Consider the following 15854-nt stretch of genomic DNA (forward strand, 5'->3'; position numbering starts at 1 on the left):
CCCCCGCGCCCCCCCCCCACCACTGTTCTCCGAGCCGTTCGGCGCCGACGCTCAGCGCCAGCGCCAGGCGTGGTCGACCGGCCCGATGCCGGCGCCCAGGGCGAAGCCCCCGGCGATCGCGCCGGTGATGTACTCCTTGGCCGAGGCCACCGCCCGCGGCAGCGGCTCGCCCTTGGCCAGACCGGCCGCGATCGCGCTGGCCAGGGTGCAGCCGGTGCCGTGGGTGTGCCGGTTGTCGTAGCGCGGCGCCCGGAACCAGTGCACCTCGCCCGGCCCGCCGTACAGCAGGTCGGCCGCCTCGCCCGCCAGGTGGCCGCCCTTGACCAGCGCCCAGCGCGGCCCGAGGTCGACCAGCGCCTTGGCGGCGTCCATCATCTGCGACTCGTCCTCGACGGCCAGTCCGGTGAGCTGGGTCACCTCGTGCAGGTTGGGGGTGGCCAGGGTGGCGACCGGAAGCAGCTTCTCGCGGACGGTGGCGACGGCCTCGGCGACCAGCAGGGCGTCCCCGTGCTTGGAGACCCCGACCGGGTCGACCACCACCGGGGCGTCCACCCCGGCCAGCAGCCCGGCGACGGTCTCGACCAGTTCGACCGAGGCGAGCATGCCGGTCTTCACGGCCTGCACCCCGATGTCGTCCACCACACTGCGGAACTGCGCCCGGACGGCTTCGGCGGGCAGTTCCCAGTAGCCCTGGACGCCGAGCGAGTTCTGCGCGGTGACGGCGGTGATCACGCTCATGCCGTGGACGCCGAGGGCGAGCATCGCCTTGAGGTCGGCCTGGATGCCGGCGCCGCCGCCGGAGTCGGAGCCGGCCACGGTGAGCACGCGGGGAGGCGCCTCGCGAGGGGGTGCCACGCGGGGGGGTGCAGTCGAAACCATGGGCCCCAACCTACCCGCGCGGTGTCAGAGCACCGCCTCGGACTCCGCCCAGCGGTCCTCGGGCACCGTCTTCAGCCGGGTCACCGCGTCGCCGATCGGCAGCATGTCGATGCCGGTCCTGCGCAGCGCGGTGAAGTGCCCGAACGCCCCCTGGTGGACGGCCTCCACCGCGTGCCAGCCGAACCGGGTGGCGAGCACCCGGTCCCTGGCGGTCGGGGTGCCGCCGCGCTGGACGTGGCCGAGGATGACCGGGCGGGCCTCCTTGCCGAGCAGGTTCTCCAGCTCGTGGGCGAGCCGGTTGCCGATCCCGCCGAAGGTCCGGTGGCCGTACTGGTCGACCTCGCCGTGGTCGAAGCGCATGGTGCCGGGCAGCGGGGAGGCGCCCTCCGCGACCGCGATGATGGCGAACTTCTTGCCGCGCGCGAAGCGGTCCTCGATTATCCGGGCCACGGCCTCGATGTCGAAGGGCTTCTCCGGGATCAGGATGCCGTGCGCACCGCCCGCCATGCCCGCGGTGAGGGTGATCCAGCCGGTGTGCCGGCCCATCAACTCGACGACCATGACGCGCTGGTGGGACTCGGCGGTGGTCTTCAGCCGGTCGATCGCCTCGGTCGCGACGTGCACCGCGGTGTCGAAGCCGAAGGTCACGTCGGTGGCGTCGATGTCGTTGTCGATGGTCTTCGGCACCCCGACCACCGGCAGCCCGGCCTCGCTGAACAGCTTGGCGGCGGTCAGCGTCCCCTCGCCGCCGATCGCGATCAGCGCGTCGATGCCGATCTCCCTGGCCAGCGACTTGGCGTTCTCCACCGCCCAGGCGATCCGGTCCCGCCGCACCCGGGCCGAGCCCAGGATGGTGCCGCCGAGGGTGAGCAGGCCGGTGACGTCGTCGTGCGAGACGTTCCGGGTGCGGCCCTCGATCAGCCCGAGGAAGCCGTCCAGGATGCCGACGATCTCGTCACCGTGGACGTCGGTTCCCCGGTGCACCACCGAGCGGATCACCGCGTTGAGGCCGGGGCAGTCGCCGCCGCTGGTCAGGACACCGATGCGCATGTCTGGTGTGCTCCCGCTCGCCGTGGTTCGGACCACCCGCGCCGGACCGGCGGGCTGGGCTGCCGCAAGCCTACGCACAACGCACCCGCGATGCCCGCCCCCGCGCACCGGAGCGTCACGCGCCGCCCCCCGCACGGGGATCGGCGCGGACGGCGCCCTACTCGGCGAAGTGGTCCCAGCCGCCGACCCGGTCCCAGGGGGCGCCGTCGACCGTCACCCGGCCGCCGCGGCTGCCCCTCGGGCGGCCGGTCACCTCGCCCACCACCCGCCAGCGGGCCGGGAGTTGGACCCCGCGCGGGAACGTGGCCACGATCGCGTGGTCCTCGCCGCCGGAGAGCACCCAGACCAGCGGGTCCACCCCGACCGCCTGGCCGATGTCGGCCATCTGCGCCGGGACGTCGAAGTCGGCGGCCTTCAGGTCGATGTCCACCTCGCTGGCCCGGGCCACGTGGCCGAGGTCGGCGACCAGCCCGTCGCTCACGTCGATCATCGAGGTCGCGCCCAACTCGGCCCCCGCCGGGCCCGCGTGGTACGGCGGTTCGGGCCGGCGGTGCGCCTCGACGAAGGCGCGCGGGGAGCGGAAGCCGCGCTGGAGCACGGTCAGCCCGGCGGCCGACCAGCCGAGCCAGCCGGTCACCGCGACCACGTCGCCGACCTGGGCACCGGCGCGTGTCACCGGCGCGCGCCCCTGAAGGTTTCCGAGCGCCGTGATGGCCAGCGTGACGGTGTCGCCGCGCACCACGTCGCCGCCGACCACCGTCGCCCCGGCCACCTGGCACTCGTCGCGCAGCCCGTCCATCAGCTCGGTGGCCCAGGTGGTCGGCAGGTCGGCGGGGGCGACCAGGCCGAGCAGGATGGCGGTCGGCACCGCCCCCATCGCGGCCACGTCGGCGAGGTTCTGGGCGGCGGCCTTGCGGCCCACGTCGTAGGCGGTGGACCAGTCCCGGCGGAAGTGCCGGTTCTCGATCAGGACGTCCGTGGTCGCCACCACCCGGCCGTCCGGAGCCCGCACCACCGCGGCGTCGTCGCCCGGGCCGAGGTCGACCGCATCGGTGAGCGGCACCCTGGCGGTCAGCTCCCTGATGAGGCCGAACTCTCCGAGCTCGCCCACGGTCCCCTGCATCTGCCGTCCTCTCGCCTTTCCTTCCGGATGGCGCTGCCATCCGATTCGGTCCCCGTCGCGCTCCCCCGCGCGCAGCGTACGCCCTTCCGGGGCCTCGGGGTCTCCCCTCCCCGGCCCGCCGCGGGGTAGCGTGGTGATCAGACTGCCGGTGAGCCCACTCCACCCTTCCCGCCCGACCTGGCGCTCACGGCGGCTATCCCCCTAACCGGCCGCCGGGAGGTCCCCGTGGTACAGGCATACATCCTGATCCAGACCGAGGTTGGGAAGGCCACCTCCGTGGCCGAGACCATCTCCGAGATCCCCGGCGTGCTCACCGCCGAGGACGTCACCGGTCCCTACGACGTGATCGTCAAGGCCGAGGCGGAAACGGTCGACGAGCTGGGCCGCATGGTGGTGGCCCGGGTCCAGAAGGTCGAGGGCATCACCCGCACCCTCACCTGTCCCGTGGTGCACCTGTAAGCCCCGGATACCATCGGCGGGTGGCCAGAGAACTGCGCGTCCCCGAGGCGCTGACCGCCCTGCCGGCCCCGGTTCGCTGGCTGGCCCTGCCGGTCGCCCTCACCTGCGCGGTCGTGGTGCTGGTCGGCGGCCGGGGCCCGGCCGAACCGGGGGTCGAGGTCCCGCAGCCGGGCGGCAGGGCGGCCGAGTACTGCCGTTCGCTCGCCGCCGCGCTGCCCGCCGAACTGCTCGGTCACGCCCGCAAGGACCCGTCCCCCGCCTCCCCGTACGTGGCCGCCTGGGGCTCCTCGCCCCGGACGGTGCTGCGCTGCGGCATCGACCGGCCGGAGGAGCTGGACGGCGACCACGCCGCGGACTGGTCCCCGAGCGTCGACGACGTCACCTGGTGGTCGCAGAAGCTCGCCGACGGCGGCTACCGCTTCGTGTCGACCATGCGCGCCGCCTACGTCGAGGTGACCGTCCCGGCCGGCGCCGCGCAGAACCCCTTCGACCCGGCGGCCGCCCTGAGCGGCGTGGTCAGGGCGCACGTCCCCGGCTGAGCCGGGCGGCGGAACACACCGGACGGCAGAGCGCGCCGGACGGAAGAGCGCGCCGGACGGAACGGAACCGAGGGCGGGCCGGGAGGAACCTCCCGGCCCGCCCTCGCACGCTCGGGGGCCGACCGCTCCGGGACCTAGCGCAGTCCGGTCGAACGCCGCAGCGCCGCCCCGAGCAGCCGGTCGATCAGCTCCGGGTACGAGACCCCGCTGGCCTCCCACATCTTCGGGAAGGCCGAGATCGGGGTGAAGCCGGGCATGGTGTTGACCTCGTTGATCATCCAGGTGCCGTCCTCCAGCAGGAAGAAGTCCACCCGGGCCAGGCCCTCGCAGCCGAGCGCCTCGAAGGCCGCCACCGCCTGGCGGCGGATCTCGGCGAGCTCCCCGGCGGTGAGGTCGGCCGGGATCCGCACGTCCGAGGAGTCGATGTACTTGGCCTCGAAGTCGTAGAAGTCGAAGCCCTCGCCGACCAGGATCTCGCCGGCCACGCTGGCCCGCGGACCGTCCTCGAACTCCAGCACGCCGCACTCGATCTCGCGGCCGGTCACGCCCGCCTCGATGATCAGCTTGGGGTCGTGCCGGCGGGCCTCCTCGATCGCGGCGTCGAGGTCGGCCAGGTCCTTCACCTTGGTGATGCCGATGCTGGAGCCGGCCCGGCAGGGCTTCACGAACAGTGGCAGGCCCAGTTCGGCGGCCCGCTCGCGCACCGCCGCGCGGCCCGCCTCGGACTCCCACTCGCGCGGCCGCACGACGGTGTAGCGGCCGACGTCCAGCCCGTGCGAGGCCAGGAGCCGCTTGGCGAACTCCTTGTCCATCCCGGCCGCGCTGGCCAGCACGCCGTTGCCGACGTACGGGACGCCGGAGAGCTCCAGCAGACCCTGGATCGTGCCGTCCTCGCCCCACGGGCCGTGCAGCAGCGGGAACACCACGTCGACCTCGCCGAGGGCCTTGGGCGCGCTGCCCTGCTCGCTCAGCAGCACCTCGCGGCTGCCCGGCGAGATCGGCAGCGCGACCTGGCCGTCGACGCCCTCGGCGACGTGCGCCACGTCCGGCAGCTTCCCGTCGGTGATGGCCATCCGGGCCGGCTCGTCACTGGTCAGCGCCCAGCGGCCCTCGTGGGTGATGCCGATCGGCAGCACGTCGTACTTGTCGCGGTCGATCGCCCTGAGCACGCTGCCCGCGGTGGAGACCGAGATCGCGTGCTCGGAGCTGCGCCCGCCGAAGACCAGCGCGACGCGCGGCTTCCGGTCGGGCCGGTTCGGGGAGGACTGTTCGATGCTCATATCGGGTTTGAGACTACCGTGCGAGGTGTTTCCGGTAGGTCAGCGGCGCCGACCGAAGCCCCGTGCGCCGCCGGACTCCCGGCGTGCCGCGGGACTCAGCGCCGCTCCGCCTTCGCCGAACGCGACATCAGCCCCCGCAGCACCTCCTGGGTCGGCCGCCCGTTGTGCACCACGTCCACCACGGCCTCGACGATCGGCATGTCGACCCCGTTGCGCCGGGCCAGGTCCAGCACCGACTCGCAGGACTTGACGCCCTCGGCGGTCTGCCGGGTGGCCGCGATGGTCTCCGCGAGCGACATGCCCCGGCCCAGGTTCATGCCGAAGGTGTTGTTGCGCGACAGCGGGGAGGAGCAGGTGGCCACCAGGTCGCCCATCCCGGCGAGTCCCGCGAACGTGTGCGGGTCGGCGCCCAGCACCTCGCCGAGCCTGGTGGTCTCGGCCAGCCCACGGGTGATCAGGGTCGCCTTGGTGTTGTCGCCGAGCCCCATGCCGGCCGCCATGCCGACCGCCAGGCCGATCACGTTCTTGACCGCGCCGCCGAGTTCGCAGCCCACCACGTCGGTGTTGGTGTACGGCCGGAAGTACGGCGTGTGGCAGGCCGCCTGGAGCCGCTTGGCGACCGCCTCGTCGGTGCAGGCGACCACGCTGGCCGCGGGCTGCCGGTTGGCGATCTCCTTGGCCAGGTTCGGGCCGCTGACCACCGCGACGCGCTCGGCGCCGACGCCGGTGACCTCGTCGATCACCTCGCTCATCCGCTTGGCGGTGCCGAGTTCGATGCCCTTCATCAGGCTCACCAGCACGGTCTGCGGCTCGATCAGCGGCGTCCACGCGGCCAGGTTGTCGCGCAGCGTCTGCGAGGGCACCACCAGCACCGCGAAGTCGGCGCCGGCCAGCGCCTCGGCGGCGTCGGTGGTGGCCCGCACGGTGTCGGGCAGCCGGACGCCCGGCAGGTAGTCCGGGTTCTCGTGGGTGGAGTTGACGGCCTCCACCAGCTCCTGGCGGCGGGCCCAGAGCACGACCTCGCAGCCCGCGTCGGCGAGCACCAGCGCGAACGCGGTGCCCCAGGAGCCGGTTCCCATCACGGCGCAACGAGTCACTTTCCGGCCTCCCCCGCGTCGGTGCCCCGCTCGCCCTTGGCGCGCCGGCGCTCGGCCAGGGCGGCCGCGGCCCGTTCCCTGGCCGCCCTGCGCATGTCGTAGCGCTCGGCCGGCGGCTCCTCGCCCCGCACCTCGGCCAGCACCTCGGTGATCGCCGTCATGATGTCCTCGGTCGCGTCGGCGAGCACCTGGGCGGTGAGCTCCTGGCCCTGGTACCTGCTCAGGTCCACCGGGGGCCCGGCCGTGACGGTGACCCGGTGCCGCGGGAACAGGTTGAACCTGCCCTTCCCGACGCCGGCCCGGCCGTACGGCGGGATGATCTCGTGGGCGCCCCAGTGGGCGACCGGGATGACCGGCGCGCCGGTCATCAGCGCGACCCTGGCGACCCCGCTCTTGCCGGTCATCGGCCACAGGTCCGGATCCCGGGTGAGCGTTCCCTCCGGGTAGAACTGCACGCACTGACCGCCGTTGACCGCGTCGATCGCGGCCCGGAACGCCTGCGCGGCGTCGGTGGACTCGCGGAACACCGGAATCTGGCCGGTCTTGCGCAGCATGAATCCGATGAAGGGGATCGAGAACAGCGAGGACTTGCCGAGAATGCGCGGCGGCCGCCCGCTGTTGTACTGCCAGTGCGCGTAGATCACCGGGTCGATGATCGAGTTGTGGTTCACCGCGGCGATGAAGCCGCCGTTCCTCGGAATGTGCTCCCAGCCCCGCCAGTCGGGCTTCACCAGGGCGGTCGTCACCGGTTTCACCAGCACGGCCGCGAAGCGGTACCAGATGCCGTAGTCGGCGTTGCCGAACTTGGCGTACGAGCGGCGGGCCACCCCAGCTCCTTCTCATCCGATGCGGCACACGGTGCCGCGGTCATGGCGTCCCGGTGCCGCGCACCGTTTCCTCCGGTGCCCGGGCCATGGGTGCGGAACAGTGTCGCCCGCCCGATCACCGGCTGTCGAGCAACCGCGCCAACCCGCCCGGCAGGCGTGATCAAACGCACGTCCGCACAGCTCGGACGGCCTGGCGAGGGCTCCTGGACCGGCGCCACAATGACGCCGATGACCCAGGACACCGTACGCCCCAGCAGGCCCGTCCCGCCCGCCGCACCCACCGCCGGCTGGTCGCTGGTGCTGCCGCTCAAGCCGCTCGCCCTGGCGAAGAGCAGACTGGCCCCGTACGCCGGTCCGCACCGGGCGGACCTGGCACTGTCCTTCGCGCTGGACACCGTCTCCGCCGCACTGGACACCCCGGGCGTCGACCGGGTCCTGGTGGTCACCCCCGACACCGCGGCCGGCGCCCGGCTGGCCGCGCTCGGCGCGCTGGTGGTCGCCGACGAGCCCGGCGGCGGCCTCAACCGGGCGCTGGCGCACGGCGCCTCGACCGCCCTGGCACTGGCCCCGCTCGCCCCGCTGGCGGCGCTCTCCGCCGACCTGCCCGCGCTGCGCCCGGCCGAACTGGCCCGGGTGCTGGGCGCGGTGCCGCCGGACGGCCGGGCCTTCCTGCCGGACTCCCCCGGGCTCGGCACCACGCTGCTCGCCTGCGCCCCGGGCCACGCGCTCTCCCCCGCCTTCGGGGACGGCTCACGGGCCCGGCACGCGGCCGGCGGGGCGCTCGAACTGCGCCTCGCGGACGTGGAGTCGGTGCGCCGGGACGTGGACACCGGGACGGACCTCGGCGAGGCCGCGGTGCTCGGCCTCGGCCCGCACACCAGCGCGCTGTTCGCCCGTCTGAGCCTGTCCTGAGCCCTGGCCCGAACCCGTCCCGGCAGCTGCCCGGCCCGGGTCCTGACCTGGTCCGGGGCCCCGGCCGGCCCGCTCGCTATGCTGCTCGCATGCAGGCCACCGCGTTCACCTTCGACCCCGCCACCCGGGCCGGCTCCGTGCTGCTCGACGACGGGACCCCGGTGCCGTTCGACGCGGCCGCCTTCGACGCCGGCGGCCTGCGGCTGCTGCGGCCGGGACAGCGGGTGCGGATCCGCACCGAGGGTGCCGGCGAGGCCCGCCGGGTGGTCTTCGTGACGCTCCAGACCTTCCCCGACCCCGCCGGGGGCTGACGGCAGGGCCCGGCGCCACCGGGCCCCTGACCGAGCGCGGACCGGCCCCGCCACACCCCTGGCAGCTCCGGGCCGCCGCATGCCGTCGATTCCTGACTAAGCGCCCGGAAATCGAAAGAGCCGCGGCGACCGGTCTCCGTGAATTCACGGAAGGGGGTGCCGCGGCTCCTGGCCGAAAGCCGTCCGGGGACGGCCGCGCGGGACTTACTTGGCAGAGGTCTTGCGCGCGGTGGTCTTGCGGGTGGCGGTCTTCTTCGCCGGCGCCGTCTTCTTGGCCGTGGCGGTCGCCTTCTTGGCGGTCGCCGTGGTCTTCTTGGCGGCAGCCGTGGTGGTGGCCTTCTTCGCCGCGGCCGTCTTCTTGGTCGCGGCCGCCGCCGTGGTCTTCTTGGCGGCGGTGGTCTTCGCGGCCGTGGTCTTGGCGGCGGTGGTCTTCGCCGCCGTGGTCTTGGCGGCCGTGGTCTTCGCGGCGCTCTTCTTGGCGGTCGCCGTGGTCTTCTTGGCGGCAGCCGTGGTCGCGGCCTTCTTGGCGGCGGCCGTGGTCGCCGTCTTCTTGGCGGCGGCCTTCTTGGTGGCCGGGGCGGCGGCAGCGGCAGCGGCGGCGCGCTTGGTGGCGGCACGCTTGGCAGCCGGGGTGGCGGCCACGCCACTCTTGCCCGGGGTGAGGGAGCCCTTGGGGGCCTTCTTCACCGAGGGGCCTTCCTTCGGCAGCTTCTTGCTGCCGCTGACCAGGTCCTTGAAGCCCTGGCCAGGACGGAAGCGGGGCACCGAGGTCTTCTTGACCTTGACCCGCTCGCCGGTCTGCGGGTTGCGGGCGAAGCGCGCGGAGCGCTCCACCTTCTCGAAGGTGCCGAACCCGGTGACCGAAACCCGGTCACCCGCCACAACGGCACGGACCATGGTGTCGAGCACTGCGTCGACGGCCTCTGCGGCAGCCTTGCGACCGCCCAGCTGCTCGGCCACCGCTTCGACAAGCTGAGCCTTGTTCACGTCTTCCCCTTCGGAAACGGGCGCCGGATGATTCCATCCGTTCTTTTCGCACGTTAGGTATGTATCTGCGGACTTTCAATTACCAAACGCGCGAATCACCCTAGTGTCGCAATGGATTTGCGCGTCGGCGACCTCAGCCGAGCGGCGGGGGCCCCTCGTCCAGGTCATGTACAAAGCGACTCAACCGCCTTGCCGCCTCCGGAAGATCGCGCTTGGCGGCCTCGGTGACGATGAGGAGTTGACGGGTGAGAGCGGTCTTTGCATCGGCAGACACGTTCAGCGCATGCACGCGGGCGTGAGCTTGCTTCAACCGCTCGGCCACGAGCGCGTAGAGCGCTGCGACTTCCTGGTCGTCCGGCCCCTCAGCTGGTGCGGAGGCGACGTCCGGCCGGTCGTCAATTCGGCGTTCGGATGGCCGGCCCCCGGAGTCCTCCGCTGCGGGTTCGCCGCCCGCGTACGGAGGTTCATGGTGCCGGTGCATGTACTGATTGTGCCATCTACCCGCAGTTGTACTTGCGCGGGGCCCTCTTCCGCAAAGCCAAATGGGCAATCCGGGGCGGGCCGCGACGCTAACTCGTGCTCCGGAACGACGGATGGCCCGGCCCCCCCGAGGGGGGCACGGGCCATCCGGCGGATCGTCAGAATGCTTGTTCTGAGGGGAACTCAGACGACCGGCAGAGTACGGGGCTTGAACGCCGGGCGGGTCGTCTCGAAGGCCGCGATGTCGGCCTCGTTCTGCAGCGTGATGCTGATGTCGTCCAGCCCGTTGAGCAGCCGCCACCGGACGTTGTCGTCCAGTTCGAAGGCCGCCGTGACGCCTTCGGCCCGCACTTCGCGCGCCTCCAGGTCGACCGTGATCTCGGCCGAAGGGTCACTCTCGGTGATCGCCCAGAGCTGTTCCACGGTCTCCTGCGGGAGGACGACCGTCAGCAGGCCGTTCTTCAGGGAGTTGCCGCGGAAGATGTCGGCGAAGCGGGACGAGATCACCGCGTGGAAGCCGTGGTTCTGGAGCGCCCAGACGGCGTGCTCGCGGGAGGAGCCGGTGCCGAACTCGGGGCCGGCCACCAGGACCGTGGCGCCCTGCCGCTCGGGCCGGTTGAGGATGAACGACTCGTCCTTGCGCCAGGCCTCGAACAGCCCGTCCTCGAAACCGGATCGGGTGACCTTCTTGAGCCAGTGGGCGGGGATGATCTGGTCGGTGTCCACGTTGCTGCGGCGCAGCGGGACGGCCCGGCCGGTGTGGGTGGTGAACTTCTCCATGGCTCAGGCCTCCACGGCAGCGACGTCGGCGGTCAGGTCGGAGGGGGACGCGAGGCGGCCCAGCACGGCGGTCGCGGCGGCGACCTGCGGGGAGACCAGGTGGGTGCGGCCGCCCTTGCCCTGCCGTCCCTCGAAGTTGCGGTTCGAGGTGGAGGCGCAGCGCTCCCCCGGGGCGAGCTGGTCGGGGTTCATGCCCAGGCACATCGAGCAGCCCGCGTGGCGCCACTCGGCACCGGCGGCGGTGAACACCTTGTCCAGGCCCTCCTCGACGGCCTGGAGGGCGACCCGGACGGACCCGGGCACCACCAGCATCCGCACCCCGTCGGCGATCCGGCGGCCCTCCACGACGGCCGCGGCGGCCCGCAGGTCCTCGATCCGGCCGTTGGTGCAGGAGCCGACGAAGACGGCGCCCACCTCCACCTCGCGCAGCGGGGTGCCGGCCTCCAGGCCCATGTACGCCAGGGCGTTCTCGGCGGCCAGGCGCTCCTGCGGGTCGGCGAAGGAGGCCGGGTCCGGCACGTTGGAGCCCAGCGGGGCGCCCTGGCCCGGGTTGGTGCCCCAGGTGACGAACGGGGTCAGCTCGCTCGCGTCGATGAGGATCTCGTGGTCGAAGACCGCGTCCTCGTCGGTGACCAGGGTCTTCCAGTACGCGACGGCGGCGTCCCAGTCCTCGCCCTGCGGGGCGTGCGGCCGGCCCTTCAGGTACGCGAAGGTGGTCTCGTCCGGGGCGATCATGCCGGCCCGGGCGCCCGCCTCGATCGACATGTTGCAGACGGTCATCCGGGCCTCCATGGAGAGGCTCCGGATCGCCGAACCGCGGTACTCCAGGACGTAGCCCTGGCCGCCGCCGGTGCCGATCTTCGTGATGACGGCCAGGATCAGGTCCTTGGCGGTGACGCCCTCGGGCAGCTCGCCCTCGACGGTGATCGCCATGGTCCTGAACGGCGCCAGCGGCAGGGTCTGGGTGGCCAGCACGTGCTCGACCTGGCTGGTGCCGATGCCGAACGCCAGTGCGCCGAAGGCGCCGTGGGTGGAGGTGTGGGAGTCGCCGCAGACCACGGTCGTGCCGGGCTGGGTGAGGCCGAGCTGCGGGCCGACGACGTGCACGACGCCCTGCTCGATGTCGCCGAGCGAGTGGATCCGGACGCCGAACTCGGCGGCGTTCCTCCGCAGGGTCTCCAGCTGCACCCTGGAGACCGGGTCGGCGATCGGCTTGTCGATGTCCAGGGTCGGGGTGTTGTGGTCCTCGGTGGCGATCGTCAGATCCGTGCGGCGGACCTTGCGACCGGCCAGCCGCAGCCCGTCGAAGGCCTGCGGGCTGGTGACCTCGTGGAGCAGGTGCAGGTCGATGAACAGGAGGTCGGGCTCGCCCTCCGCGCGCCGCACGACGTGGTCGTCCCAGACCTTCTCTGCGAGTGTCCGTCCCATCGGATTCCCTCCAGCCGGCCGCGTTGCCGGCCTTCTCGTGTTCTTCGAGGTCAAAGCGTGTGCGCCGCCCTGAGACTCCCGGGCCGCTTCCGTCCAGAGTGGCGCTTTTCGCCGGAGATTGAACTGGCGTCTCGCAGAGTGAGACCGCAGTCTTAGCGCATGGACAGCGCTCGGGCCGCGCCGGGGTGGCGCGCGGGTGACTGTCGAGCGCCGCCCCGGGGGGCCTCGGGACGGCGCCTCGCCCCCACCCGTCCCGGGCCGCCGGGAGCCCCCGCGGAAAGCCCGAAGGGCCCCGCTCGGAACGGAGCGGGGCCCTTCGGGATATTTCCGGGGAAAGCAAAAAGACCCCGGAACCGGGGTCTTTCCAATTTCTGGCTGGGGTACCAGGACTCGAACCTAGACTAAATGAACCAGAATCACTCGTGCTGCCAATTACACCATACCCCAACACAAAGCAAGGGCCGATGGGCGAGCCCACCGGCTTCCTGCTCTGAAGTACCCCCGACCGGATTCGAACCGGCGCTACTGCCGTGAGAGGGCAGCGTGCTAGGCCGCTACACAACGGGGGCTTCCTGGCGATCCCTTGCGGGATCAGTACCCCCGACCGGATTCGAACCGGCGCTACTGCCGTGAGAGGGCAGCGTGCTAGGCCGCTACACAACGGGGGCTTTCCAGGTGATCCCTTGCGGGATCAGTACCCCCGACCGGATTCGAACCGGCGCTACTGCCGTGAGAGGGCAGCGTGCTAGGCCGCTACACAACGGGGGCTTGATCTTCTTTTGTGCTGTACTGACGTACTGCGCTGGGGTACCAGGACTCGAACCTAGACTAAATGAACCAGAATCACTCGTGCTGCCAATTACACCATACCCCACCAGAGTTGAACCCCTGCGGGCCCTTCTCAGGCGTTGCGCCTCTCGGTCGGTCCCTTCCGAGGGGCTTTCGCTTCCTCGTCCGTTCCCTCCCGGGCGGCGCAGAAAGAACATTACCCGACGTCGGCCCCGGCTCCAAAATCGATAACCCCGGGCAGCGAACGGGAGGCCTGCGGATGACCTCCGGGTACGCCGCGGGCCCGGCACGAAGCCGGGCCCGCGGCCTGCTCAGCGGCCCGCTCAGGCGGCCGGCAGGGCGTCCAGGGCGCCGCGCAGCCGGCGCAGCGTCTCGGGGCGTCCCAGCAGCTCCATGGACTCGAACAGCGGCGGGGAGACCCGGCGGCCGGTGACGGCCACCCGCAGCGGCGTGAAGGCGAACTTGGGCTTGATGCCCAGCCCGTTCACCAGCGCCTCGCGCAGCGCGGCCTGGATCGGCTCGGGGGTGAAGTCCGCGAGCTCCTCCAGCGCCTTGATGCTGGTCTCCAGCACCGGGCGGGCGTCCGCGGTCAGCACCTTGGCCGCGTCGTCCGGGTCGAGGGCGAACTTCTCCGGCGCCACGAACAGGAAGCCGGCCATGTTCACGATCTCGCTCAGCACGACCATCCGCTCCTGGGTGAGCGGCGCCACCTTGGCGAGCAGGTCCAGCTGCTCGGCGGTCGGCTCGGCCGGCAGCAGGTCGGCGCCCTGGAGGAAGGGCACCAGGCGGCGGACGAAGTCCTCGGGAGCCAGCCGGCGGACGTGCTCGGCGTTGATCGCCTCGCACTTCTTCAGGTCGAAGCGGGCCGGGTTGGCGTTCACCCTGGCGACGTCGAAGGCGGCGACCATCTCGTCCATGTCGAACAGGTCGCGGTCCTCGGACAGCGACCAGCCCAGCAGGGACAGGTAGTTGAGCAGGCCCTCGCGGATGAAGCCGCGCTCGCGGTACAGGTTGAGCGAGGACTGCGGGTCCCGCTTGGAGAGCTTCTTGTTGCCCTCGCCCATCACGTACGGCAGGTGGCCGAAGCGCGGGGTGGTGCCGTTGCCGACGCCGATCTCGGCGAGCGCGGCGTACAGCGCGATCTGCCGCGGGGTGGAGGACAGCAGGTCCTCGCCGCGCAGCACGTGGGTGATGCCCATCAGGGCGTCGTCCACCGGGTTGACCAGGGTGTACAGCGGAGCGCCGTTGGCCCGGACGATGCCGTAGTCCGGCACGTTCTCCGGCTCGAAGGTGAGCGTGCCGCGCACCAGGTCGTCGAAGGAGATCGTCCGGTCCGGCATCCGGAAGCGCAGGATGGGCTCGCGCTTCTCCAGCTTGTAGACGGCGACCTGCTCGTCGGTCAGGTCGCGGCAGTGGCCGTCGTAGCCGGAGGCCTTGCCGGCCGCGCGGGCGGCCTCGCGGCGGGCGTCCAGCTCCTCGGTGGAGCAGTAGCAGTGGTAGGCGTGGCCGGCCTCGTGCAGGCGGCGGGCGACGTCCGCGTAGATGTCCATCCGCTGCGACTGGCGGTACGGCGCGTCCGGGCCGCCGACCTCGGGGCCCTCGTCCCAGTCCAGGCCGAGCCAGCGCATGGCGTCGAGCAGCTGGTCGTACGACTCCTCGGAGTCGCGGGCGGAGTCGGTGTCCTCGATCCGGAAGACCAGCGTGCCGCCGTTGTGGCGGGCGTAGGCCCAGTTGAAGAGGGCCGTGCGGACCATCCCCACGTGGGGGTTGCCGGTCGGGGACGGACAGAAGCGAACCCGGACGGCCGGGTCAGTGTTAGCCACGCTTGATCACCTTGTTGGTGAGAGTGCCGATGCCTTCGATGGAGACGGCGACCTCGTCGCCGACGTTGAGGGGGCCCACCCCTGCGGGCGTGCCGGTGAGGATGACGTCGCCGGGCAGCAGCGTCATGGCCTCGGAGATGTGGACGATCAGCTCGGCGACCGAGCGGATCATCAGGGAGGTGCGGCCGTTCTGGCGGGGCTCGCCGTTGACCGTGCAGGTGATCGCGAGGTCGCTCGGGTCGAGGTCGGTCTCGATCCACGGGCCCAGCGGGCAGGCCGTGTCGAAGCCCTTGGCCCGGGCCCACTGGCCCTCGCGCTGTTGGATGTCCCGCGCGGTGACGTCGTTGGCGCAGGTGTAGCCGAGGATCACCTCGGGCACCCGGTCCAGCGGCACCTCGCGGCACATCCGGCCGATCACCACGGCGAGTTCGGCCTCGTGGTGGACGTCCGACGAGAACGGCGGGTAGGCGATGTTCTCGGTCGGGCCGATCACCGAGGTGGACGGCTTGAAGAAGGTGAGCGGGACGTCGGGGACGTCGTTGCCGAGCTCGGTCGCGTGCGCCGCGTAGTTGCGGCCGACCGCCACGATCTTGTTCGGGAGCATCGGGCTGAGCAGCCGGACGTCCTGGAAGCGATAACTCTCGCCGGTGGGCTGGGGCTGGCCGAACGGGTGACCGGCCAGCTCGTGGACGACCAGCGAGTCGGGCCGGGAAGGGTCGCCCTCCACCACGCCGAAGGAGACGCTGCCGGCGGCAGGGCTCCCCTCCCGGACGGAAAACCTGGCAATGCGCACGGCTGGGCTACCCCTCGCTTCGTCGGCCGCCCGGGGCGCGCCCGGGCGCTGGTGGGCCCCCCGCCCGCAGTGGGCGGGGCCCCGTCAATCGGCCTCCAGGCTATCGCGTGGGGCCCTGGCCGACCGCTTTGCCCCTGTTCAGCGCGGTCCGGGCGACAACGCGCGGTTCGGGGCGGCAACGGCCGGGGGGGGGGGGCCGCCCCGGGGGGGGGGGGGGGGCCCCCCCCCGCCGGGGGGGGGGGGGGGCCCCCCCCCCCCCCCCCCGCCCCCCCCCCCCCCCCCCCCCCCCCGCGGCGT

General features: G+C 72.4%; 16 protein-coding genes and 5 tRNA genes. 4 read left to right on the top strand and 17 right to left on the bottom strand.

The window, feature by feature from the left end; all coding sequences use genetic code 11:
* Positions 1-51 precede the first annotated feature (51 nt).
* From thiD to ACIQOW_RS35900, 3 genes are all read right to left on the bottom strand, one after another.
* Entirely contained in the window at positions 52-879 is an 828-nt protein-coding gene (gene thiD, locus ACIQOW_RS35890; protein WP_401092049.1) for a bifunctional hydroxymethylpyrimidine kinase/phosphomethylpyrimidine kinase, read from the bottom strand.
* A 24-nt stretch (positions 880-903) separates the two neighbouring features.
* The gene (locus ACIQOW_RS35895) at positions 904-1929 is read right to left on the bottom strand and encodes an ATP-dependent 6-phosphofructokinase (protein ID WP_401092050.1); all 1026 of its coding nucleotides are present in this window, start codon (positions 1927-1929) and stop codon (positions 904-906) included.
* Positions 1930-2086: 157 nt separating this feature from the next.
* The gene (locus ACIQOW_RS35900) at positions 2087-3052 is read right to left on the bottom strand and encodes a thiamine-phosphate kinase (protein WP_188298009.1); all 966 of its coding nucleotides are present in this window, start codon (positions 3050-3052) and stop codon (positions 2087-2089) included.
* Between the two features lie 225 nt (positions 3053-3277).
* On the opposite strand from ACIQOW_RS35900, the gene ACIQOW_RS35905 reads away from it, so the two are divergent.
* Entirely contained in the window at positions 3278-3511 is a 234-nt protein-coding gene (locus ACIQOW_RS35905) for an Lrp/AsnC family transcriptional regulator (RefSeq protein WP_188298010.1), read from the top strand.
* 20 nt (positions 3512-3531) lie between these two features.
* The gene (locus ACIQOW_RS35910) at positions 3532-4050 is read left to right on the top strand and encodes a DUF3515 family protein (RefSeq protein ID WP_401092051.1); all 519 of its coding nucleotides are present in this window, start codon (positions 3532-3534) and stop codon (positions 4048-4050) included.
* Positions 4051-4184: 134 nt separating this feature from the next.
* Here ACIQOW_RS35910 and ACIQOW_RS35915 read toward each other — a convergent pair whose 3' ends face one another.
* The 3 genes from ACIQOW_RS35915 to ACIQOW_RS35925 form a co-directional block, all read right to left on the bottom strand.
* Positions 4185-5330: a D-alanine--D-alanine ligase family protein gene (locus ACIQOW_RS35915; RefSeq protein ID WP_401092052.1), complete on the bottom strand. Its 1146-nt coding sequence runs from the start codon at positions 5328-5330 to the stop codon at positions 4185-4187.
* Between the two features lie 95 nt (positions 5331-5425).
* Positions 5426-6427 (bottom strand): NAD(P)H-dependent glycerol-3-phosphate dehydrogenase, encoded by a 1002-nt coding sequence (locus ACIQOW_RS35920; protein ID WP_401092053.1) that lies wholly within the window; start codon positions 6425-6427, stop codon positions 5426-5428.
* The gene (locus ACIQOW_RS35925; protein WP_401092054.1) at positions 6424-7254 is read right to left on the bottom strand and encodes a lysophospholipid acyltransferase family protein; all 831 of its coding nucleotides are present in this window, start codon (positions 7252-7254) and stop codon (positions 6424-6426) included. The genes ACIQOW_RS35920 and ACIQOW_RS35925 overlap by 4 nt, the downstream gene beginning before the upstream one ends.
* A gap of 228 nt (positions 7255-7482) precedes the next feature.
* Here ACIQOW_RS35925 and cofC point away from each other — a divergent pair, with 228 nt between their 5' ends.
* Together cofC and ACIQOW_RS35935 are read left to right on the top strand one after the other, a co-directional pair.
* Positions 7483-8166, top strand: a complete 684-nt coding sequence (gene cofC, locus ACIQOW_RS35930; protein ID WP_401092055.1) for a 2-phospho-L-lactate guanylyltransferase — start codon at positions 7483-7485, stop codon at positions 8164-8166.
* An 89-nt stretch (positions 8167-8255) separates the two neighbouring features.
* The gene (locus tag ACIQOW_RS35935) at positions 8256-8477 is read left to right on the top strand and encodes a hypothetical protein (protein WP_401092056.1); all 222 of its coding nucleotides are present in this window, start codon (positions 8256-8258) and stop codon (positions 8475-8477) included.
* A gap of 204 nt (positions 8478-8681) precedes the next feature.
* Here ACIQOW_RS35935 and ACIQOW_RS35940 read toward each other — a convergent pair whose 3' ends face one another.
* The 11 genes from ACIQOW_RS35940 to ACIQOW_RS35990 all read right to left on the bottom strand — a co-directional run bounded on the left by ACIQOW_RS35940 (position 8682) and on the right by ACIQOW_RS35990 (position 15557).
* Positions 8682-9464 carry an HU family DNA-binding protein gene (locus tag ACIQOW_RS35940; RefSeq protein ID WP_401092057.1) on the bottom strand — a complete coding sequence of 261 codons (783 nt, stop codon included), beginning with the start codon at positions 9462-9464 and terminating at the stop codon, positions 8682-8684.
* 133 nt (positions 9465-9597) lie between these two features.
* Positions 9598-9945 (bottom strand): hypothetical protein, encoded by a 348-nt coding sequence (locus tag ACIQOW_RS35945; RefSeq protein WP_401092058.1) that lies wholly within the window; start codon positions 9943-9945, stop codon positions 9598-9600.
* 182 nt (positions 9946-10127) lie between these two features.
* Entirely contained in the window at positions 10128-10724 is a 597-nt protein-coding gene (gene leuD / locus ACIQOW_RS35950) for a 3-isopropylmalate dehydratase small subunit (protein WP_188298536.1), read from the bottom strand.
* Between the two features lie 3 nt (positions 10725-10727).
* Entirely contained in the window at positions 10728-12152 is a 1425-nt protein-coding gene (leuC, locus tag ACIQOW_RS35955; RefSeq protein ID WP_401092059.1) for a 3-isopropylmalate dehydratase large subunit, read from the bottom strand.
* Between the two features lie 372 nt (positions 12153-12524).
* A tRNA-Gln gene (locus tag ACIQOW_RS35960) sits at positions 12525-12599 on the bottom strand.
* 49 nt (positions 12600-12648) lie between these two features.
* Positions 12649-12721 (bottom strand) — tRNA-Glu (locus ACIQOW_RS35965).
* A 26-nt stretch (positions 12722-12747) separates the two neighbouring features.
* A tRNA-Glu gene (locus ACIQOW_RS35970) sits at positions 12748-12820 on the bottom strand.
* 27 nt (positions 12821-12847) lie between these two features.
* A tRNA-Glu gene (locus ACIQOW_RS35975) sits at positions 12848-12920 on the bottom strand.
* A 34-nt stretch (positions 12921-12954) separates the two neighbouring features.
* A tRNA-Gln gene (locus tag ACIQOW_RS35980) sits at positions 12955-13026 on the bottom strand.
* 238 nt (positions 13027-13264) lie between these two features.
* Positions 13265-14764, bottom strand: coding sequence for a glutamate--tRNA ligase (gltX, locus tag ACIQOW_RS35985; RefSeq protein WP_401092060.1), 1500 nt, complete (start codon positions 14762-14764; stop codon positions 13265-13267).
* Positions 14757-15557 (bottom strand): fumarylacetoacetate hydrolase family protein, encoded by an 801-nt coding sequence (locus ACIQOW_RS35990; RefSeq protein WP_401092061.1) that lies wholly within the window; start codon positions 15555-15557, stop codon positions 14757-14759. Before ACIQOW_RS35990 ends, gltX begins: the two co-directional genes overlap by 8 nt.
* Positions 15558-15854 lie beyond the last annotated feature (297 nt).

Source organism: Kitasatospora sp. NPDC091335 (assembly GCF_044757205.1).
GTDB lineage: Bacteria > Actinomycetota > Actinomycetes > Streptomycetales > Streptomycetaceae > Kitasatospora.

Coding starts and splice junctions, on each gene's coding strand:
- ACIQOW_RS35900 (WP_188298009.1), bottom strand. CDS start 3,052: ATGCAGGGGACCGTGGGCGAGCTCGGAGAGTTCGGCCTCATCAGGGAG.
- ACIQOW_RS35945 (WP_401092058.1), bottom strand. CDS start 9,945: ATGCACCGGCACCATGAACCTCCGTACGCGGGCGGCGAACCCGCAGCG.
- ACIQOW_RS35935 (WP_401092056.1), top strand. CDS start 8,256: ATGCAGGCCACCGCGTTCACCTTCGACCCCGCCACCCGGGCCGGCTCC.
- ACIQOW_RS35895 (WP_401092050.1), bottom strand. CDS start 1,929: ATGCGCATCGGTGTCCTGACCAGCGGCGGCGACTGCCCCGGCCTCAAC.
- leuC (WP_401092059.1), bottom strand. CDS start 12,152: ATGGGACGGACACTCGCAGAGAAGGTCTGGGACGACCACGTCGTGCGG.
- ACIQOW_RS35915 (WP_401092052.1), bottom strand. CDS start 5,330: ATGAGCATCGAACAGTCCTCCCCGAACCGGCCCGACCGGAAGCCGCGC.
- leuD (WP_188298536.1), bottom strand. CDS start 10,724: ATGGAGAAGTTCACCACCCACACCGGCCGGGCCGTCCCGCTGCGCCGC.
- cofC (WP_401092055.1), top strand. CDS start 7,483: ATGACCCAGGACACCGTACGCCCCAGCAGGCCCGTCCCGCCCGCCGCA.
- thiD (WP_401092049.1), bottom strand. CDS start 879: ATGGTTTCGACTGCACCCCCCCGCGTGGCACCCCCTCGCGAGGCGCCT.